Raw genomic sequence first — 19,713 nt, forward strand, 5'->3', positions numbered from 1 at the left:
AGCGGAGCTTGTCAAGACAAGATCTGGATTTCCCATCGGCGCTGGGCTTGCACCAGCCGTATACGAGGAGACAGTCTCGGATGAGCGAGTCTGCGGCGCGCGGGGCCACGGCCAAGCGGCTGGCGAACATGACCGATGTCGCGGCCCGGGCAGGCGTCTCGACGATGACGGTGTCGAACGTCATCAACCGACCCGAGATGGTCGCCGAGCCGACCCGGCTCAAGGTCCGCAAGGCGATGCGGGACCTGAACTACCGCAACAACCTGGTGGCACGGAGTCTCCGCCTGACCGAGCCCCGGCAGATCGGGTACTCGCTCTCGTCCCACTCGGATCCGAGTAGCCAGTACATGGGGGAGTTCCTGCACGATCTCGCCTTGGCCTGCCAGGCCCGGGATCGCAATCTCACCCTGTTGGCGGAGAAGGCCGATGAGGACAATCTGGATGCCTACGAGGATCTCTACTATGGTCGCTCGGTCGCGGGCTTCGTCATCGCCAACATGTCCACCGACGACGTACGGCCCGAGGAACTGGCCAACCGGACCATCCCGTTCGTCAGCTACGGTCAGACCGCCGCCGGACCGGATGTCCCCTGGAGCTGGGTCGACGGGGACGCCGCCGCCGGTGTCGAACTGGCCGTCGACCATGTCGTCGCGGCCGGTCACACCGAACTCGCCTATATCGGCTGCGACAACGACGATGTCGTCACCCAGGAACGCCTGATGGGCTATCGCGCTGCCTGCGCGCGGCATGGCCTCGACCGATCGCTGGCCGGCTCGCGGATCATCGCGACCCAGGTGGACATTCCCTTCGGTGCTGCCGCCGCCCACCGGCTGCTGACCTCGACCTCACCGCCGACCGCGATCGTCTGCGCGGACGACGCGGTCGCGGCCGGCACGGTGCTCGCGGTACGTGACTTGGCACTCACCCCCGGCCACGACGTCGCCGTCACCGGATTCGACGACTCTCCGCTCACCTCGTTCGGCGCCACGGGTATCACCTCGATTCGTCAGCATTCCGAACAAATCGCCACCACCTTGATCCAGCTTCTGATCGATGCGCCGGCCGTGCCGCAGCACGTTCGCATCAAACCCGAACTCGTCGTTCGATCCAGCACGGCGCCGCGACCATGACAGCTTCCGACGTGTCGTCCGGTTACGTCGAGTGGGCCGCCGGCACCTGCACTCTCCACTTCACCACCGAGGACAGCCGGCCGGTGTCGGTGTTCCGCTCTGGTGGCTCGCGCGACCTCGAACTGCCCCTCGTCGAGCTGGTGCTGGCCGGCGACTCACCGGCCAGGGCCAAATTCGTCCGCACGACCGCCGGCCAACGGCTGAGGTATCGCGATCACCGGGTAGGCCCGTCCGAGGACGGTGCGAAGCTCGAGATCGAGCAGATCGATGCGGAGTCCGGGCTGGTCGTGGTGTCTCATCTGCAGTCGGCACCACACCTCGACGCTTTCCGGACCTGGACGACCGTGGTCAATCCCGGGCCACGCACCGTGGTGGTCCAGGCACTGTCGACCTTCGCCGGCGTACCGATCGCCGCGGCTGACGGCGACGCCGATCTGGCCCTCTATTCCGGATCCGGTGCGTCGCTGCACGAGAACCGCTGGACCCGTCGCCAGCTGTGGGACGACAGCGACCACGAGTTCACCCCCGCGTCCTATGTCCCTGGCGAGACGGTTTCCGGCTACGAGGCCGTGAGCACATCGAGCCGCTCGACCCAGCTGAACCTGCCCACCGGCGTGCTCGTCAACAGCCTCACCGGAGAATCCGTCGCCTGGCAGCTCGAGCACAACGGCGCCTGGCGCTGGGAGCTCGATCGGCTCGGCGAGGCGCCAGCCGGGACCGCCGGACTCGTCCTGCTGGGCCCGGAGAAGCGGGACCACGAATGGGAGTTGCCCCTCGAGCCGGGTGATCAGTTCCGATCGGTCCATGCGTCGCTCGCCTTCTCCCGAGATGGCTTCGAGGGAGCGATCGCCATCCTGACCCGTCACCGGCGATGGCTGCGCCGGGTCACAGCCGCCGATCAACCGCCGGCGCTGATCTTCAACGACTACATGACCACCCTCAACGGGGATCCCACCACAGCACGGCTGCTGCCGTTGATCGCCGCAGCCGGACGAGCGGGGGCCGAGTATTTCTGCATCGACGCCGGCTGGTACGACGATGACAACGTCACTCGTGTCGCCACCCTCGACTCCCCGCCGGTTTGGTGGGACACGGTCGGTGAGTGGCTGCCGTCGGCCCACCGGTTCCCCAACGGTGGGATCGAGCGCGTGATGACCGCCATCAAGGCGGCCGGCATGCAGCCCGGTCTGTGGCTCGAGCCCGAGGTCGTCGGGATCAACAGCCCGACCGCTTCACGATTGCCCGACGAGGCGTTCCTGCGACTGGGCGGCCAACGTGTCGTCGACAACGGGCGCTATTTCCTCGATCTGCGCAGCCCGGTGGCCAGGGCGTATCTCGACGCCACCTTCGATCGCCTGATCCGCGGGCTTCGAGTGCAGTACTTCAAGCTCGACTTCAACGTGCAGCCCGGCCCCGGCACCGATGTCGACGCTCCGTCGGTCGGCGCCGGCCTGCTCGCCCACCACCGTGCGTACCTGGCCTGGTTCACTGCACTGCGCAGCCGGCATCCCAGCGTGCTGTTCGAGAACTGCAGCGGCGGAGCCATGCGCGCCGACTTCGGCATGCTCGAACACTTCGATCTGCAATCGACCTCGGACAACGAGAACTACCGCGAATACCCGGCGATCGCCGCCGGGGCGCCGGTGCAGCTGCTGCCCGAGCAGGCCGGCAACTGGGCGTACCCGCAGGCCTGGATGGACGACGAGTCGATCGCGTACACGATGGTCACCGGGCTCAGCGGTCGCCTCTATCTGTCCGGCTTTCTCGACCGCATGTCAGCCCCGCAGTTCGGGCTGGTCGCCGACGCGGTCGCGCTGTTCAAGCGCATCCGTGGCTCGACCGCGCGCTCGGTGCCACGCTGGCCGGCCGGCTTACCGGCGTGGGACGCAATCCACCTGGCGCTCCAGTTGAACTCGCCCGAGCACCGCTACCTGTTCGTGTGGCATCGTGGCGGTGCCACGGACACGTTCGAGCTGGATCTGGGTCGAGAGCCCGGCTCGGTCGACTTGATCGAACGGTATCCGCTTCGGCTGAGACCCTGGTCACTCCAGACCGCGCCTGGCGGCGTGGCGCGGGCGACTCCCGGCCAGCCTGGCCCGAGTGCCCGGGTCTACGAGATTCGTTAGCCGCACCGGTCCGTGGCGCGCGTCTTGAGTCACGGCGGTTCGGGCGGGTTGGAGACGTACGTGTGCCCGGTGGGTGTGGTGGTTTCGACCGTGTGCGTGTCCGAGTCGAGAACGCGTACGGTCCAGTCGGGGAGTTCTCGGACGTAGTTCCCGCGTTCGCACACGCCACGGCCATTCGTTCCGCTGGTGGGGCCGCCATCGGAGTGTCGCCGGATGTGATCGAGGTGCCGGATCGGCGCGTCGCAGTAGGGATCGCGGCAGGTCCAATCCCGCCACCGGATGAGTTCGGCCAGCCAGCCGGTGAACCGGCGTCGCCGCTGGTCCAGGTCCACAACCAGCTGCCCGCCATCACGAGTGGGTCGGGTGAAGAGTCGCCGCCACCAGCCGCGAGCCTTGGCGTTCTCGATCAGCTCCCGAGCGAGCCCCGCCGGAATCGGGCCATAGCCGGGGATATCGGCGGGCGTGGGGTCGTCAGGATCCAGTAGCGATCCGAGCGGCATCACGATGCCGACCTCCGCCTTGGTGTCCTCGGCGGATTCCTGCCCGGTGAGGCGAGCGACCATGGTGTCGGCCATGATCTGGCCCCTGGTGCGATCGTCGCCGGTGGCTTTGGCTTGGCGGACTGCCTCGTTGAGGGCCGCGAGGCAAGCGACGCCCTGTTCGACGGGCAGCAGCCCGGTGAGCAGGCTCATTGTGTCGGGTGCTGGCCGGAGGGTGACCCGGCGGTCCTTCCGCGCCTTGGCGGCACGGGCTGTCGATCCGACCGGGTCGGCCCGATACGCGGCGCGTTGGGCCGCGGCGGCGGCCTCCTTCGGGGATTTGCGGTCCAGGTGCTGCTTGGCGAGGGCGGCATCGACTTGGCTGCGAGCGCTCCGGTCGAGGTGGGACAGCTGTTCGGTGACTCGACGGGCGGTGCCCGCGTTGATCTGGCCGTGAGCAAGCAGATCGAGCGTCGCGGGCATATCGAGAACGAGATCCCGGGCCGCATGGAGACGGCGAGACCCCTCGGTCGGGGAGACCCGACAGGCTAGCGCGATCTCGTCGGCGATGCCGCGCTCGGACTTCTTCGGATGGATGCCTTGAGTGACCTGCCGGATCGCTCGCGACCGTGCGAACGCCACCATCTCCACACTCTTCGCCGCCTCCAGACTGGCTTGGAGCCGTTCGAGGGCCGCGATCCGATCGATCCGTACCGCCTCGCTCACCGGCTCGCCGGTGTCGCGTCCCTCCACCAGCGCGACCAGCCAAGCGCCGGTTTCGCGCAGGCGCAGCACCGTGTCGTCGACCACCTCGATCGACTCGAACACCTGTGCTGCTGACATGTCTCCACGCTAAAGCAGACCACTGACACTTTCGAACGTGTGATGGACCCCCGAAGCCTGAACCACCTCGAGAAGGAGCAGTTACATCCCAAGATCGAGAATCGGGATGTAACTGCTCCTTCTCGATGAGGCCAGCTCCTTCTCGATGAGCCTGCTCTTTCTCGCGTCGTCAGGTGTGTTCGACGGCGGCTTGCTGGACGGGCAGCGCGGCGAGATAGCGCTGGAGGAAGGTGTCGAAACCTGCGCGGTCGGCCGGGTCGGGGTCCAGGGTGAGCAGTTCCGCGCCGCTGAACACCTCGTCGGCCAGATAGTCGGCCAGGGTTTGGCCGGGCAGCTTCCGGGTGAGGTAGGCGGCGAGCACGGCGATGCCCCAGGCGCCACCCTCGGAGGCGGTGTCGCCGACCGAGACGGGGGTGTCGATGGCGGCGGCCAGGTAGCGCTGGGCGACACCTTCGGTCGCGAACAGGCCGCCGTGGGCGAACATGGTGTCCAAGGCCACGTGCTCGTCGGATTGCAGGACGTCCATGCCGATCCGGAGGGTGGCGAGTGCGGCGCACAGGTGGGTGCGGATGAAGGTGGCCAGGTCGAAGCGGCTGTCGGGGGTGCGGACGAATAGGGGCCGGCCCTCGGCGAGCCCGGTGATCGGCTCGCCGGACAGATAGTTGTACGCGAGCAGTCCGCCTCCGTCGGATGCCCCGTCCAGGCTGGCCCGGAACAGGGTCTCGAACACCGTGCTGGCGTCGATCTCGGCGCCGATGGCGGTGGCGAACTCGGCGAACAGCCTGGCCCAGGCGTTGAGCTCGCTGGCGCCGTTGTTGCAGTGGACCATCGCGACGAGGTCTCCGGCGGGGGTGGTGACCAGGTCGAGCTCGTGGTGGACCCGGCTCAGTGGGTGTTCGAGGACGACCATGGCGAAGATGCTGGTGCCGGCGCTGACGTTGCCGGTGCGTGGGGCGACGGCGTTGGTGGCGACCATGCCGGTGCCGGCGTCGCCTTCGGGTGGGCACAGGGGGACACCGGCTTGCAGCGTGGCGGTCGGGTCCAGCAGCCGGGCGCCGGTCTGGGTCAGCGTGCCGGCCTGGTCGCCGGCGATCCGGATGGTGGGGAGCAGGTCGGCCAGCCGCCAGTCGTACCCGCGGTCGGCGACCAGAGTGTCGAAGGTGGCGATCATGGCGGCGTCGTACGTGCCGGCCTCGGTGTCGATCGGGAACATGCCGCTGGCGTCGCCGACGCCGAGGACCTGTTCGCCGGTGAGCTGCCAGTGCACGTATCCGGCCAGGGTGGTGAGGTGTGCCACCGACTCGAGGTGCGGCTCGCTATCGAGCACGGCCTGGTAGAGGTGGGCGATGCTCCAGCGGTGCGGGATGTTGTGCTCGAATGCCGCGCTGAGCGCGTCGACCGCGGGTCCGGTGTTGGTGTTGCGCCAGGTCCGGAACGGGACCAGCAGTTCGCCGTCGGCGTCGAAGGCGAGATAGCCGTGCATCATCGCCGAGATCCCGAGGGAGCCGACGGTGGTCAGCTCCAGGCCGTACGTGTCGCGGACGTCGGCGGCCAGGGCGGCGTAGCAGTCCTGGACTCCTGTCCACACCGACCCCAAGGAGTAGGTCCACAGCCGGTCGACGAACTGGTTCTCCCAAGCGTGACTGCCGGTCGCCAGCACTTGGTGATCGGGGCCGATCAGGACGGCCTTGATCCGGGTCGAGCCGAGCTCGATACCCAGGGCGGTCTGGCCGCCTGCGATCACATTAGCTGCCACGTGTCACAGTCCTTGCGCGAGGCGGTAGTAGGCCTGGTTCCAGCGGATCCGGTCGGCGAAGTCACGTCGCGTGGTGGAACCATCGATGACCAGTAGCTCGATACCGAGCTGGTTGGCGAACTCGATCAATTGGTCGGTGTCGACGGCGGTGGAGAGCACCGTGTGGTGCGGCGCACCGGCGGCGATCCAGGACTCGGCCGAGGTGGCCAGATCCGGGTGCGGCTCCCAGACGGCGCGAGCGACCGGCAGTTTGGGCAGTGGCTCGTCGGGCGGCACGACAGTCACCTCGTTGACGACGAGCCGGAAACGGTCGCCGAGGTCGCAGATCCCGAGGATGGTGGCCGGACCGGGCGCGGCGTCGAAGACGAGACGCACGGGGTCGTCCCGGTTGCCGATGCCGAGGGGGTGGACCTCGATCCGGGGGCGGTCGGCGGCGATGCTGGGGCAGACCTCCAGCATGTGCGCGCCGAGGATCTTCGGGGTGCCCGGGCCCAGGTGGTAGGTGTAGTCCTCCATGAACGAGGTGCCGCCCGGCGCGCCGGCGCCGATGGCCTTGACGGTGTGCAGCATCACCGAGGTCTTCCAGTCGCCCTCGCCGCCGAAGCCGTACCCGTCCGCCATCAGCCGCTGCACGGCCAGACCCGGAAGCTGACGCAGCCCGCCCAGGTCCTCGAAGTTGGTGGTGAACGCACCGAAGCCGCCGTCGGTGAGGAAGGACCGCAGCCCGGCCTCGATCTGGGCGCCGTCGCGCAGCGACTGGTGCCGGTCCCCGCCGGGTTGCAGTTCGGGTGCGATGTCGTACGCGGCGGCGTACTGCTCGATCAACTCGTCGACCTCGCTCGGTCCGGCCGCCTCGACATGCTCGACGAGGTCGTTGACGCCGTAGGTGTTGACCGAGACCCCGAACCGGAGCTCGGCTTCGACCTTGTCGCCTTCGGTCACTGCGACGTTGCGCATGTTGTCCCCGAAACGGGCCAGCTTCAGGCTGCGTACGGCGGCGATGCCGCGGGCGGCCCGCTGCCAGCCGGCGATCCGGGCCTGCGTGGTCGGGTCGCTGACGTGACCGGCGACGATGGTCCGCCGGACCCCGAGACGGGCGGTGATGAACCCGAACTCGCGGTCGCCGTGCGCGGCCTGGTTCAAGTTCATGAAGTCCATGTCGATCTCGGCCCACGGCAGGCCGACATTCGCCTGGGTGTGCAGATGCAGGAACGGCGTGGCCAGGGCAGCCAGTCCGCTGATCCACATCTTCGCGGGCGAGAAGGTGTGCATCCAGGCGATCAGCCCGACGCAGTCGGGGTCGGCGTTGGCGGCCAGGATGATCCGCTGGATCGCGGCGGCGTCGGTGAGGACCGGCTGCCACTGCATCGGCAGCGGCAGCGTGCCGGCGTCGTTGAGCTGGTCGACCAGTGCTCGGGACTGCTGCTCGACCTGAGCGAGGGTCTCCGGACCGTACAGTCCCTGACTTCCGGTGAGGAACCAGCAGGTCGGGTTGGTGCTCATCGGTCAGTTACCTCCGGTTGGCCGTAGACGTTCTGGTACCGCTCATACAGGGCGACGATCTTGTCGGGATCGATGGGGATCGGCTCCCCGAGCTGGCGGGCGATGTGGACAGTGCGGGCGACCTCCTCACACATCACCGCGGCCTTGACCGCAGCCTTGGCGGTCGGGCCGATGGTGAACGGCCCGTGGTTCTGCATCAACACCGCCGACGAACGGTGGTTGCGCAGGGTCTCGACGATCCCGTGGCCGATGGAGTCGTCGCCGATCAGCGCGAACGGGCCGATCGGGATCTCGCCCCCGAACTCATCGCCCATCATCGTCAGCACACACGGGATCGGCTCACCGCGTGCCGCCCACGCGGTGGCGTACGTGGAATGCGTGTGCACCACGCCACCCACCTCCGGCAAATGCTTGTACACGTACGCATGCGCGGCGGTATCGGATGACGGGGAGTGGTCGCCGTCGACCAGATTGCCGTCCAGGTCGCAGACCACCATCGCTTCCGGGGTCAGCTCGTCGTAGCCGACACCAGAGGGCTTGATGACCAGCAGGTCGTGACCTGGCACCCGGGCCGAGACGTTCCCGGCGGTCCACACCACCAGACCCCAGCGGGGGAGTTCGGCGTGCAGGTGGGCGACCTCTGCGCGGATTGTGGCGACGGTGTCGGCCAGGTCTGAGGTGAGAGTCACCGTGCTTTGACTCCTTTCCGAGGAGATTTCGCCGACGGCTACCAGTTCGCTGTCGGGGTGAGGTCGGGTATCGGTAGGCCTTGCAGGACTTCGGTGGGCTGTGCGCATACCCGAGTACCGAAGCCGGGGGCCCGAACCAAGACGCCGCACGTGCTGAGTCGGCGCAGTCCTTGCCGAAGGGTATTACGCGAAATCCCGAGCGCGCGTGCCAGGTCCGGCTCCGCCGGCAGTCGCTCTCCTGCTGTCAGTCGGTGTTCGCGGATGGCGCCGGCCAGTCGGGACTCGATCTGGGCCCACAGCGGAACCGGACTGGCGTGATCGAGCGGCAGACACCAGTCGGGGCGCCGATGGCTGCTCAGCTGAGCGGTCCTCATTTCTCGGCCCCGGCGAGGGCGCCCTTGACGAAGTACTTCTGCAAGAACAGGTACGCGATCAGGATCGGCAGCAGCCCGACCAGGGCGGCGGCAGCCGCGGCGCCAAAGTTGTTGCCCTGGGCGGAGAAGAAGCTGGCGGCTGCTGGGGCCAGGGTGCGCATCTCCGGGGTGGTCAAGATGTAGGAGCTCAACGCGAACTCGTTCCAGACGTTGGTCGCGGTCAGGATCGTGACAGTCGCGATCACCGGCTTGAGGGAGGGCAGCACCACCAGCACGAAGGTGGTGAACAATCCGGCGCCATCGATCGATGCCGCCTCCTCCAAGGAGTTGGGCAGACCCCGCATGAACTGGGTGAACAAGAAGATCGCCAACGGCAGCTGGAGAGTGGTCAGCACCAAGATGATGCCGCCGAAGGTGTTGAGCAGACCGACTCGGGCGAGCATCGTGTACAGCGGCACCAGGATGCTCAGGGGTGGCACCATCAGCATGCCGAGCATGGCCAATCCCACGACGCTGTTCAGCTTGGACGTCCGGCGAGCCAGCGGATAGGCCGCCATCGCGCCGACGACGCAGGTCAGCAGGGTGCCGATGATCGTGACGACGAGCCCGTTCTCGATGGCCCAGACCAGGTGCCCCTCGGTCATCGCGGTGCGGAAGTTGTCCAGGGTGGCATCGCCGATCGGGGGAATCCACAGTGAGGACCGATCGGTGATCGATTTGAATGCCGTGGTGACGGCCAGATAGAAGGGCGTCAACTGGACGACGACGACGATCGCGAGGAAGACCCATTTGGTCGAGGTCAGCGCGGATGAGGTACGCGCGATGCGTTGGCTGGTCATGGTTTCAGGCATCCCTTCCGGAGCGATCCATCCGAGCGACGAGGAAGACCGACACCAGCGCGATCAGGATGAAGAGCGCGACGCCCATCGCCGAGGCGTATCCGGCCGCCTGCTGACCGAAGTAGGTGCGACCGATGAGCGTGGAGACCGAGTGTGAGGCGTAGCCGGGGCCGCCGCCGGTCAGGACTTGGATGACGTCGAACAACTTGAGGCCGCCGATCAGGTTGATGATCATGCTGGAGATGAACGACGCCCGGAGCAACGGGATGGTGATCGTCGTCAACAGCTTCCAGCCACGGGCCCCATCGATCTCAGCTGCCTCGTACACCTCGGTGCCGATGCTCTGCAGTCCGGCCAGATAGATCACCATCGACAAGCCGACGAACTGGAGGGTGTTGATCAAGATGATGATCGCGACCGCGCCCGCGCCGCTGCTCAGCCAGGCGACCCGGGGGACGCCGATGGACACAAGGATGTCGTTCAGAGCGCCCCGGTCGTACTGGAAGAGAAAGGAGTACATCATGCCCATGACGACCGGGGACACCAGAACGGGGAGATAGATGATGGCTCGGGCGCCGGTGCGCAGCCGACCGCCGCCGTCGAGCGCGAGGGCGAGCGCCAGTCCGAGGATCTGCTGCAGTACGGTGCAACCGAACCCGTACAGCAGCGTGTTGCGCAGCGCGGTGAGGAAGGTCGTGTCGGTGAACAGCCGGGCGAAGTTGTCCAGACCGACGAACTTCTTGTCAGGGGAGTAGCCGTCCCAGTTGGTGAAGGCCAGCCCGATGCCTTGGATCAGTGGATAGAGCACAAAGACCGCGAACAAGACAATGGCGGGGATGTACATGAGATTGATGTAGCTCCCCGACCGTCGGGCGCGGCCGGCGGTGGCTGGGGCAGGAGGTGCGGTCGGTGGTTGCGCAGCCGACCGCTGCAGAGCACTGGTCATCGCAGACTTCTTCCTCGAAGGCGCTGGTGGGGCTTACTGCTGGCCGAAGAGCGTCTCGAACTGACGCTTCATCTGATCGACGGCAGCGTTGACGCTGCCCTGGCCGGAGATCACCGAATCGGTGGTGGCGACCATGGTGTTCCACATGCCGTTGGGCAGGTAGACCCGGTCGAAGTAGGCCTGGACCGGAGTGGTGCCGGGGGTGACGTAGGTCTCGAAGCTGGATGCCAGCGGCCCGAAGTCCACCTTGACCGACTTCAGTCCGGGTGCCGAGGCAGTGGCCTCAGCCAGCTTGGCCGCGTTGTCCTGTTGGGACAAGAAGGTGAGGAAGTCGAGCGCCTGCTGCTTGTGGGTGCTGGTCTTGGAGACCCCGAAGGAGTCGATGCCCTCACCGCCGACCAGATAGGGCTTGTCACCGGTGGTGGGTGGCAGTGGCAGGAACCCGATCTTGGCGTCCGGGTTGTAGGTCAGCGCTTGGCTGAGCACCGATGTCTGCATGAACTCGAAGCCAGTGGCGCCGTCGGCCAAAGCGCGGGCCATGTCGTCCTGGGAGGCCGAGGTGTAGTCCTTGTTGAACCAGCCGTTCTTGCGCCAGGTCTCGACCCGGGTGAGCAGTCCGGTGTACGGCTCGGTGACGAAGGTGCCGGCCTTGAGCTGGTCGAGTTCGGGTCGGGTGTAGGCGTCGATGGCCAGGTAGTCGGCGATGTGCCCGGCTGGACCCTGGGACTTCCCGCTCGAGTAGATCGGCGTCTTGCCCTTGTCCGCGACTGCCTTTGCCGCGGCATCGAAGTCGTCCCAGGTGGTCACCTTGGACGGGTCGACCCCGGCGCCGGACAGCACGTCGGCGTTGTACAGAAGACCGGCGACATCTGTCTCGCCCGGGAAGGCGAAGATGTTCCCGTCGGCATCCCGCATGGCGGAGTCCAAGGCGGGATTGACATCCTTGGCCCAGGGCTGATCGGTGAGCGGCTCGAGGAATTTGCTGTAGCGCAACAGCGACCAGCCGTGGGTGGAGAAGAGGTCGGGGACATTGCCTGCGGCAAGCCGGACCTTCATCTGGTCCTCGTAGTCGGTCGACGCCTGGGTGACGTTGATCGTGACGCCCTTCTGCTGCTCATAGGTGTCGATCAATTCGGTCATCACCTTGTGCTGCGGGGTGTCCGCGCCCATGTTCAGGAAGAACTCCAAGGTGTCCCCGCCGCCGCCCGACGGGGCGCGGCTGCAGCCGGTGACCGCGAGCATCGCGGTGACTGCGGCGATGGCGGCCGTCTTGGCCCATCGCCCTGCTCGTAGGTGCTTCATTGCCTCTCCTTGCTGATGGTTGTGACTCGGGTGATCGGTGGTGTTCGGGTGATCAGCGGTGCTGGATCTCGTAGACGCGTGCCGAGCACTCGGTGACTCCGGGTTGGAGCACGACCGTGTCGGCGGGCCCGCTCGTGACGGACCATGGGCGGAGTTGTCGGGGGTAGAGCTCGGTCAGATCGCCAGGTGTCACCGGCGATCCGTCGGGGAGCGATCCGAGGTGGAGTGAGATGCGGCTGTCGGCATCGCCGCGATGCCACACGTACAGCAGGGTGCGGTCGGGGCCGACCAGGCCGAGGGCGACGTGGTCGGCGTACCAGTCCGGAAGCCCGGCGGGCCAGCGGGGTGCGGCGGCCGCGACGTGATCGCGCACATCGTGCTTAGACAGGCTCACAGCCGCGGCGACCAGTCGACGTTGTGCCTCGGTCATCCGGTCGAGGAAGCCGGACAGATAGAGTCGGCCGCTGAGACCGGTGACCATCGTGTACGCGATCTCTTCATCAGACATCCACGGCTGCGGGTAGGCCCAGTTGCCGGCCTGCTCGGGCAGCAGTTGCGCCGGCGCGCCGGCCGCGATCGCCGGGTACAGCCGGAAGTCCTCCTGGTCGGAGGTCGACTGCAGGTCGAAGAGCTCCAACATCGCGAAGTCGGCCCGCATGGCGCCCGAACTGCAGTTCTCGAAGATCACCCGTGGGTAGCGTCGGCGCAGTTCGGCGAACCATTGCAAGTGGGCGCGGTTGTGACCGAGGAGTCCGGCGCCGACCGAGAATGCGGCAAGATCCGTGCCCGGGCCCGGGGTCACGTTGTAGTCGAGCTTGAAGAAGTCGATCCCGAGGCTGGTGATCAGCCGGTCGAACGCCGCATCCAGTTGCGCACGCGCAGCGGGATGGCGCAGATCGAGGAAGTAGCGTCCGTGCTCGGCGATCCGGCGGCCGTGCCGCTGCAGGAAGGCCTCGTCAGGCAGGGCACGGGCGAGATCGCTGTGGGTGCCGACGACTTCCGGCTCGAGCCACAGACCGACCTTCATCCCGGCGGCGCGGATCGCGGTGATGACCCGGCCCAGACCACCATCGGGGAATCGCCGGGCGGAGGGTATCCACTCGCCAACGGTCGTCCACCAGTCACCCTGCTCACTGTCGTCGTACCAACCGGCGTCGATGCAGAAGCACTCGGCGCCCACCGCGGCCGCCGCTTCGATGAGCGGCAGCAGCCGAGCGGTCGTGGGGTTGCCGTTGAGGGTGTTCATGTAGTCGTTGAAGACCAGCAAGGAGGAGCGAGCGGGGGTGGAATTCTCGCGGCGTAGCCAGCGTCGGTGCGCGGTGAGCTGCGCGAGCGCGTCCTCGAATCCGTTGTCCGCGACGGCGATGGAGACCGGCACGGTGGTGAACTCCTCACCAGGCTTCAGCTCCAGGCTCCACTGGTGGTCGAGGTCCTCCGGCCCCAGCAAGATCACCGAGACCGATTCCTCGCCGTCGCGGACGTTGTCGATCTCCCAACGCCAGCCTCCGTTGTGCTCGATCTGCCAGGCCAGTGATCGGCCGGTGACGGGATTCACGAGTGCCGCGGTCGGGAGGGCCCGAGCTGTGGACCAGGTCGACGTGCTGACGGCGGTCACACCACCCCGCCCTGGTTGGTTGTGATGGGCGGAGTTGAAATCGGCCAAGCCGGTCTGGCTCCACAGCGGCGTGGCGCTCCATCGGTTCTCGGCCAGCTGTTCTCCGGTCCCGCGGTACAGCACCAGGTCATGGGTTGACTCGCCCTGCACCAGGACCGCTCCGACGGCCAGGGACGAGATCGCCTCGACCACGACCGGCGTCGAACCGGTGTTGCGCACGGTGGTGGTCACCCGCGCTGCCTGGGCGTCGACGGAGCCGCGAAAGGTGGTCGTCACGACCAGTCCGTCCCGGGGCTCGGCTTGGACGACTTCCAGAGTCTGCCCGTGATCATCCCGGGAGATCCGGTGGCCGGCGTACCGCAGCCGGGTGCCGACCCCGGTGTTGGTGAACTGTGTCGTCGTCCGAGCGCGTCCTTCGCCCGTGATCATCAGCTCGACCAGCGGCTGACTGGCGGTCGACGGAGTGAGTGGGTCGTCGCCCGCGATCCCGATGACGGTGACCGGCCGGTCGGGGCGGATGTCGAGGAGCAGCTGAAGACCGGCGGACCAGGTCAGCAGCGCCTCGCCACCGGAGTCTCGCTCGCAACTGGCGAGCGGATCATCGATCAGAGCCGGCATGGACATGCGGAGCATCACCTCAGATGAGACAAAGCGCGTGTATGAAAACGTTGATCAGAACGGACCTGCGGTAACCTGATGAAAACGTTGATCAGGATTGGGTGGGACTATATGTCCAGTCATAGTGGCGGCGCAAGTACCCCGCCGGATCTGGTTTCGGATGGGGATGCGAGCGTCTCAGCAGGGCCCGCCGGTGGGTCGCCGACATCCTTCCGGCAACGGGAGCGCCAGCCGACCATCCGTGATGTCGCATCGCTGGCCCAGGTGTCCCTGCCGACGGTCTCCCGGGTGCTCACCGGCGCGGTGCCGGTGCGAGAAGCCACTCGCAAGCGGGTCCTCGAGGCGATGCGTGAACTGGGCTACCGGCCCAATGGTGCGGCCCGAGCCCTGGTCCAGGGGCAGCAGCCGATCGTCGGCGTGATCACCAGAGACACCACTCGTCATGGCTACGCCCGGATGCTGCTCAACATCGAAGCCAGAGCCAAGTTGCACGGCTATCTGGTGGCGATCACGGTCGTGGATCCGGAGGAGTTCGACACCGCCGGAGGCGCGCTGGATGTCCTCTTGGCGCAACCGATCGTCGGCGTGGTGGTGCTCGACTACCACACCTATGACCCGGTCAAACTGCAGCGACGGCTCGGCTCGATTCCCATTGCCACCGTGATCCACGGCGGCGAGAGTCCCGTCGATGTCGCCCACGTCCTCGTCGACGACTACGAGGCCGCGCGAGAGACCACCCGGCATCTGCTGTCACTCGGCCACCAGACGGTGCACCACATCGCTGTTCCGGGGCAACAGGCCAACCAGGGCTCGCACGCTCGCGAGCGAGGCTGGCGGGAAGCGCTCGAAGCGGCCGGCGCGCCGGTCCCAGCAGTTCAACGCACCGATTGGTCGATCGCGTCCGGTGTGGCCGCAGGGGCGGCGCTGGCGGCCGACCCGACCGTCACAGCGGTGTTCTGCAGCAACGACGAGCTCGCCTTCGCAACCATGCGCAGCATGCACGAGGCCGGCCGGCAGGTGCCAGCCGATGTCAGTGTCGCCGGACTGGACGACGAACCGCTTGCCAGCATCTGGGTGCCCAGCCTCACCACCTACCGGCTCGACTTCGACTGGGCGGGACAGGCCGCCCTCGAGCTGCTCATCGACCCGGCCGAGGGTGCCCAAAGGGCCGGCAATCCCAGGTCGGGCCTGGTTGTCCGGGAGAGTACGCGCCCGCCACGGTGACGACCTGCCGGGTCGGATCGGCCCGCCTGGCAAGGGCAGAGGTCAGGCGGCCGCAGGCAGACCCGGGGTTACTTCGGCGTACGCGTCGGTCGGCAGCAGGCGGACCCGGGAGACCGAGGCCGCAGCCAGCAATTTCGAGGCGGCCGCCTCGTCCGGATCACCGTCGGCGTACAGCAGGCTGCGGAGGGCGTACAGCAGGTTCTCGGGCGGATCCAGATAGGTCCGGGCCGGATTGATCAGATCGGGTCGCACATAGAGCGCAAGCAGCAACAGCCCGTACACCGGTTTCAGGCCTTCGGCGAGGGCCGGCTGGTAGTAGGGCACGTCGATGATTCGCGCATCGAATCTGCCGTAGAAGCGGAGCCGGGACAGCGGATCGCCGTGGTGGGGGTGGGCCTCGTGATAGTCGGGGTGCTGGACTTCGGCCAGCACCAGACTCGGCTGCTCGGTGTCCTCCAGCGTCTGGATGAAGGCGCGATACAGCTCGCTGCCGAGACCCGTGCCGCGAAGATCCTGCCGGGTCGCCATCTGCCGCAGCACGACCGCACTCGCCGCGCGGACATTGACGAAGACTGCCGCGGCAACGATATCGTCGGTGCCGTCCACCCCAACCAGCAGCGTCGTGGTGTTCTCCTCGAGCTTGGCTTCGAACTCCTCGAACGGCTCCAGCTCGTCGAACACGAAGCTGGGTGCGAGCACGTTGTCGAAGGCGGGCCTCCGGTCGGCGGGAGTGGCTACCCGGACGGTCATGCTCATGTTCGTTCTCCCAGCTCTTTCTGGCTTTCCGAGCACAGTACGTGATCGCTCCGACACTGCCTCGGGAGGCCAACGGCTGGACCGACGACATCAATGTCGGAGCCGTCGGGTACGTTCCGGGTTTCGATCTCTAGACGGACAGGCCGCTCGACCATGAACGTAAGCAAGCTGACCATCGTCACCGGTGCGCTGCTGGTGCTGACCGGTGTGACGGCCTATCTGGTGACCGGAACGAGCAGTGTGACTGCGCTCATCCCGGCATTCATCGGGGTGCCGATGTTGATCTGCGCCCTGATCAGCCGCCGGCCCAACCTCTACCGTCATGCCATCCATACGGCGCTGGTCATCGCCTTGATCGGCGCCCTCGGGTCGTTGATGAACGTGGTGAAGATCGGCCAGCTGATCACCGGCACGGCAGAGCGCCCGGCGGCCATCGCCACCAGCGTGATCATGTTCCTGCTCTGCGTGAACTACGTCGCCGCCGGCGTCTACTCCTTCGTCGAGGCCCGGAGGCGTCGCAAGCCGGCCTGAGCTACGGCAGGATGTCCTCCGTGACCCTGCTCGATGGTCGCGCTTCGCGCTCCGCGGTCACGGGCTCCGCGAGGTCTCACTCGTTCGTCGCGGTTTCAGACGACGAAGAACATGTCGCCCCAAACCGCTCCTGCACTCGTGAGAGGCTCTGCCCGTGACCGAGCTGAATGAACCGCTCCGAGAACTCGCGCAGGCGTACGGGATCGCCACCGAGTACTGGGATTGGCAGGGGCAGCACGTCTCGGTCGAGGCCGAGACCGTGATCGCCGTGTTGGCCGGTCTGGATGTCGACGCATCGACCCCGGAGAAGGCCTGGCAGGCGCTGCAGCAGCATCACCGGGAGCCGTGGACGAGGATGCTGCCGCGTTGTCTGGCCACCCGGCAAGGGCACGCGGTCTCGATCTGGGTGCACGTCACGGCCGGCGATCCGGTGGACGTCTGGGTCGAGCTGGAGACCGGTGGCGGGCGAGGACTGCGGCAGCTGGAGAACTGGAACCCGGCACGGGAGATCGACGGTCGCTGGGTCGGCGAGGCCAGCTTCGAGATCCCGGGCGATCTGCCGCTCGGTTATCACACGGTCCGGGCTCGCAGCGGTGGGCACGGCGGTGGTCAGGAAGCGTCGATGCCGCTGATCATCACCCCGGCCTGGCTCGGTCTGCCGGCGCGGCTGGGGGATCGGCGGGCTTGGGGCCTGGCGACCCAGCTCTACAGCGTGCGCTCGCACGGATCCTGGGGCGGAGTGGGTGACCTTACCGATCTGACCGACCTCGCGGTCTGGTCGGGCGCGGAGCACGGCGCCGACTACATCTTGATCAATCCGTTGCATGCGGCCGAGCCGGTGCCGCCGATGGAGCCGTCGCCGTATCTGCCGAGCACCCGCCGGTTCTTCAACCCGCTCTATCTCCGCCCCGAGCGGATCCCCGAGTATGTCGAGCTGACTCCCGACCAGCGGGCCGCGGTCGAGGCGCTCCGGTCCGAGGTCGACACTCCGGAGGCGTGGCAGTCCATCGATCGCAATGCCGCCTGGACGGCCAAGCGGGCTGCCTTGAAGATCATTTTCGAGGTGCCCCGCTCCGCCGGCCGGCAATTGGCCTTCACCGCATTCCGCCGCCGGGCCGGTGAAGGACTGGAGCGGTTCGCGCAGTGGGCGGTGTTGAGCGAGCAGCACGGTCCGCATTTCGATGAGTGGCCGGCCGAGCTGCAGCATCCCAGGACGGCCCAGGTGGCGGAGTTCACCGCCACCCACGGCCATGAGATCGACTTCGTGTGCTGGCTGCAGTGGGTGATGGACGAGCAGCTGGCCAGTGCGCAGAGCGCCAGTGAGCAGGCCGGCATGGCACTCGGCATCATGCATGACCTGGCGGTGGGTGTGCATCCGCACGGCGCCGATGCCTGGGCGCTCAAGGACACCTACGCGCAAGGGATCTCGGTCGGTGCACCGCCGGATCCGTACAACCAGAACGGGCAGAACTGGAGCCAGCCGCCCTGGCGTCCCGACCGGTTGGCCGAGCAGGCGTACGCGCCGTACCGGGAGATGGTGCGCACCATCCTCCGCCACGCCGGAGGGATCCGGGTCGACCATGTGATCGGCCTGTTCCGGTTGTGGTGGATCCCCGAGGGCGCGGGGCCGACCAAGGGCACCTATGTGCGCAACGACCATGAGGCGATGGTCGGCATCCTGGCGCTGGAGGCGCATCGCGCGGGCGCGGTGGTGGTCGGCGAGGACCTTGGCACGGTGGAGCCGTGGGTGCGGGACTATCTCCGAGAGCGCGGCATTCTCGGCACCTCGATCCTGTGGTTCGAGTTCGACTTCCATGGTGACGGATCACCGCTGGCGCCGGAGAAATGGCGGGAATACTGCCTCGCCTCGGTGACCACCCACGACCTGCCGCCGACCGCCGGCTATCTGGCCGGCGACCACGTACGACTGCGTGACCAGCTGGGAGTGCTGACCCGGCCGCTGGCCGAGGAGCTCGCGGTCGACGAGGCCGAGCGGAAGGCCTGGTTGGACAACCTGCGGGCCCGCCGTGGGCTGGCCGACGACGCGGACGAGGAGGCGACGGTCGCTGCGCTCTATCGCTATCTGACCTGGACCCGCTCGCGGCTGCTCAACGTGGCCCTCGGCGACGCGATCGGGGACCACCGGGTGCAGAACCAGCCGGGCACGGTGAACGAGTACCCGAACTGGCGGGTGCCGTTGAGCGGACCGGACGGCCAGCCGGTCTGGCTGGAGGACGTGCTGACCGACCGGTGAGCCCGCGACCTGATGAAGGTCGTCAGCGGCCGCTGATCACGCCCTTCTCGACGGCCTTGGTGACCGCGTCGGCTTCCGCCTGGGTGAGCGTCCCAGCCTTGACGGCGGCATCCAACCGGCTCTTCAGTACTGCGGCACGGTCGGCCTGGCGCTCGGCCCGGATCTCCTCGAACGCCTTGGTGACCTTGGCCTCGTCGAGGCCGAGCTTCTCAGCGAGCTGCTTGGCCAGCTGCGCGTCGCGCTTCGCCGGGTCGGGACGGCTCGGTCGTGCGGACGGACTGGCGCTCGGATCCGCCGAGGGGCGTGCGGTTGGCCGGTTGGCCTCCCGGATGGCCTTCAGCGCGTCGGTGACCTTGGCCTGGTCGACGCCGAGCTTCTCGGCGAGCTGCTTGGCGAGGTCTCCGTCGAAGGCGCCGCGGCCCGGTCCGCCGCGGTGTCCGTGGCCAGGACCACCGCGGCCCGGGCCGGTCGTGGATGAGGCTGACGGCTTCGATGATGGCGAGCTGGTCGGATCGGCCGATGCCAGCCCGGCGATGCCGACACCAACGCCGAGCGCGAGGACACCGGCGGCAGTCGAGGCGACGACGACCTTGGTGGTTCGGGACACAGGAAGACTCCTTTTGGGATGAGATCGAGAACGACACTCCGCGGCCGCGCTGGGGCCGGACTGGCAACCGTCTGTCAAGAGACTGTCACTGGCTGTGAGTCGGTGGCAGGATCGCTCCCGA

General features: G+C 67.4%; 16 protein-coding genes. 5 read left to right on the forward strand and 11 right to left on the reverse strand.

The genetic code is table 11. The features are described 5' to 3' along the window. The first annotated feature begins 80 nt into the window (after positions 1 to 80). Together MLP_RS07345 and MLP_RS07350 are read left to right on the forward strand one after the other, a co-directional pair. On the forward strand, positions 81 to 1,130 hold the full coding sequence (locus tag MLP_RS07345; RefSeq protein WP_013862407.1) for a LacI family DNA-binding transcriptional regulator: 1,050 nt from the start codon (positions 81 to 83) through the stop codon (positions 1,128 to 1,130). Then, on the forward strand, positions 1,127 to 3,256 hold the full coding sequence (locus MLP_RS07350) for a glycoside hydrolase family 36 protein (RefSeq protein ID WP_013862408.1): 2,130 nt from the start codon (positions 1,127 to 1,129) through the stop codon (positions 3,254 to 3,256). The genes MLP_RS07345 and MLP_RS07350 overlap by 4 nt, the downstream gene beginning before the upstream one ends. Before the next feature lie 29 nt (positions 3,257 to 3,285). Here MLP_RS07350 and MLP_RS07355 read toward each other — a convergent pair whose 3' ends face one another. The 9 genes from MLP_RS07355 to MLP_RS07390 all read right to left on the reverse strand — a co-directional run bounded on the left by MLP_RS07355 (position 3,286) and on the right by MLP_RS07390 (position 14,226). Beyond that, positions 3,286 to 4,578 carry an HNH endonuclease signature motif containing protein gene (locus tag MLP_RS07355; RefSeq protein WP_013862409.1) on the reverse strand — a complete coding sequence of 431 codons (1,293 nt, stop codon included), beginning with the start codon at positions 4,576 to 4,578 and terminating at the stop codon, positions 3,286 to 3,288. A gap of 169 nt (positions 4,579 to 4,747) precedes the next feature. Next, positions 4,748 to 6,334, reverse strand: coding sequence for a xylulokinase (locus MLP_RS07360; protein WP_013862410.1), 1,587 nt, complete (start codon positions 6,332 to 6,334; stop codon positions 4,748 to 4,750). Between the two features lie 3 nt (positions 6,335 to 6,337). Beyond that, positions 6,338 to 7,837 carry an L-arabinose isomerase gene (gene araA, locus MLP_RS07365; RefSeq protein WP_013862411.1) on the reverse strand — a complete coding sequence of 500 codons (1,500 nt, stop codon included), beginning with the start codon at positions 7,835 to 7,837 and terminating at the stop codon, positions 6,338 to 6,340. Beyond that, positions 7,834 to 8,526, reverse strand: coding sequence for an L-ribulose-5-phosphate 4-epimerase (locus MLP_RS07370; RefSeq protein WP_013862412.1), 693 nt, complete (start codon positions 8,524 to 8,526; stop codon positions 7,834 to 7,836). The genes araA and MLP_RS07370 overlap by 4 nt, the downstream gene beginning before the upstream one ends. 38 nt (positions 8,527 to 8,564) lie before the next feature. Then, positions 8,565 to 8,900 (reverse strand): GntR family transcriptional regulator, encoded by a 336-nt coding sequence (locus MLP_RS29435; RefSeq protein WP_013862413.1) that lies wholly within the window; start codon positions 8,898 to 8,900, stop codon positions 8,565 to 8,567. Then, the gene (locus tag MLP_RS07375) at positions 8,897 to 9,739 is read right to left on the reverse strand and encodes a carbohydrate ABC transporter permease (RefSeq protein ID WP_070100462.1); all 843 of its coding nucleotides are present in this window, start codon (positions 9,737 to 9,739) and stop codon (positions 8,897 to 8,899) included. Before MLP_RS07375 ends, MLP_RS29435 begins: the two co-directional genes overlap by 4 nt. Positions 9,740 to 9,743: 4 nt before the next feature. Next, on the reverse strand, positions 9,744 to 10,685 hold the full coding sequence (locus MLP_RS07380; RefSeq protein ID WP_013862415.1) for a carbohydrate ABC transporter permease: 942 nt from the start codon (positions 10,683 to 10,685) through the stop codon (positions 9,744 to 9,746). 33 nt (positions 10,686 to 10,718) lie between these two features. Then, a complete protein-coding gene (locus tag MLP_RS07385; RefSeq protein ID WP_013862416.1) occupies positions 10,719 to 11,987 on the reverse strand; it encodes an ABC transporter substrate-binding protein in 1,269 nt (422 codons plus the stop codon). 52 nt (positions 11,988 to 12,039) lie between these two features. Next, positions 12,040 to 14,226, reverse strand: coding sequence for an alpha-galactosidase (locus MLP_RS07390; protein ID WP_049804490.1), 2,187 nt, complete (start codon positions 14,224 to 14,226; stop codon positions 12,040 to 12,042). Between the two features lie 105 nt (positions 14,227 to 14,331). On the opposite strand from MLP_RS07390, the gene MLP_RS07395 reads away from it, so the two are divergent. Then, positions 14,332 to 15,444, forward strand: a complete 1,113-nt coding sequence (locus tag MLP_RS07395; RefSeq protein ID WP_013862418.1) for a LacI family DNA-binding transcriptional regulator — start codon at positions 14,332 to 14,334, stop codon at positions 15,442 to 15,444. Positions 15,445 to 15,486: 42 nt separating this feature from the next. Here MLP_RS07395 and MLP_RS26175 read toward each other — a convergent pair whose 3' ends face one another. Then, positions 15,487 to 16,200 carry a GNAT family N-acetyltransferase gene (locus tag MLP_RS26175; RefSeq protein WP_013862419.1) on the reverse strand — a complete coding sequence of 238 codons (714 nt, stop codon included), beginning with the start codon at positions 16,198 to 16,200 and terminating at the stop codon, positions 15,487 to 15,489. Between the two features lie 153 nt (positions 16,201 to 16,353). Here MLP_RS26175 and MLP_RS07405 point away from each other — a divergent pair, with 153 nt between their 5' ends. Further along, positions 16,354 to 16,731 carry a hypothetical protein gene (locus tag MLP_RS07405; RefSeq protein ID WP_013862421.1) on the forward strand — a complete coding sequence of 126 codons (378 nt, stop codon included), beginning with the start codon at positions 16,354 to 16,356 and terminating at the stop codon, positions 16,729 to 16,731. A gap of 154 nt (positions 16,732 to 16,885) precedes the next feature. Next, positions 16,886 to 18,985 carry a 4-alpha-glucanotransferase gene (malQ, locus tag MLP_RS07410; RefSeq protein ID WP_013862422.1) on the forward strand — a complete coding sequence of 700 codons (2,100 nt, stop codon included), beginning with the start codon at positions 16,886 to 16,888 and terminating at the stop codon, positions 18,983 to 18,985. Between the two features lie 22 nt (positions 18,986 to 19,007). Here the strand turns inward: malQ and MLP_RS07415 are convergent, their stop codons facing one another. Further along, entirely contained in the window at positions 19,008 to 19,592 is a 585-nt protein-coding gene (locus tag MLP_RS07415) for a hypothetical protein (RefSeq protein ID WP_013862423.1), read from the reverse strand. Between the last annotated feature and the right edge of the window lie 121 nt (positions 19,593 to 19,713).

Source organism: Microlunatus phosphovorus NM-1 (genome assembly GCF_000270245.1).
In the GTDB taxonomy this organism is placed as follows: Bacteria; Actinomycetota; Actinomycetes; order Propionibacteriales; family Propionibacteriaceae; genus Microlunatus; species Microlunatus phosphovorus.

Coding starts and splice junctions, on each gene's coding strand:
- MLP_RS07375 (WP_070100462.1), bottom strand. CDS start 9,739: ATGACCAGCCAACGCATCGCGCGTACCTCATCCGCGCTGACCTCGACC.
- MLP_RS07350 (WP_013862408.1), top strand. CDS start 1,127: ATGACAGCTTCCGACGTGTCGTCCGGTTACGTCGAGTGGGCCGCCGGC.
- MLP_RS07395 (WP_013862418.1), top strand. CDS start 14,332: ATGTCCAGTCATAGTGGCGGCGCAAGTACCCCGCCGGATCTGGTTTCG.
- MLP_RS07385 (WP_013862416.1), bottom strand. CDS start 11,987: ATGAAGCACCTACGAGCAGGGCGATGGGCCAAGACGGCCGCCATCGCC.
- MLP_RS07380 (WP_013862415.1), bottom strand. CDS start 10,685: ATGACCAGTGCTCTGCAGCGGTCGGCTGCGCAACCACCGACCGCACCT.
- araA (WP_013862411.1), bottom strand. CDS start 7,837: ATGAGCACCAACCCGACCTGCTGGTTCCTCACCGGAAGTCAGGGACTG.
- MLP_RS07405 (WP_013862421.1), top strand. CDS start 16,354: ATGAACGTAAGCAAGCTGACCATCGTCACCGGTGCGCTGCTGGTGCTG.
- MLP_RS07390 (WP_049804490.1), bottom strand. CDS start 14,226: ATGTCCATGCCGGCTCTGATCGATGATCCGCTCGCCAGTTGCGAGCGA.
- MLP_RS26175 (WP_013862419.1), bottom strand. CDS start 16,200: ATGAGCATGACCGTCCGGGTAGCCACTCCCGCCGACCGGAGGCCCGCC.
- MLP_RS29435 (WP_013862413.1), bottom strand. CDS start 8,900: ATGAGGACCGCTCAGCTGAGCAGCCATCGGCGCCCCGACTGGTGTCTG.
- MLP_RS07345 (WP_013862407.1), top strand. CDS start 81: ATGAGCGAGTCTGCGGCGCGCGGGGCCACGGCCAAGCGGCTGGCGAAC.
- MLP_RS07355 (WP_013862409.1), bottom strand. CDS start 4,578: ATGTCAGCAGCACAGGTGTTCGAGTCGATCGAGGTGGTCGACGACACG.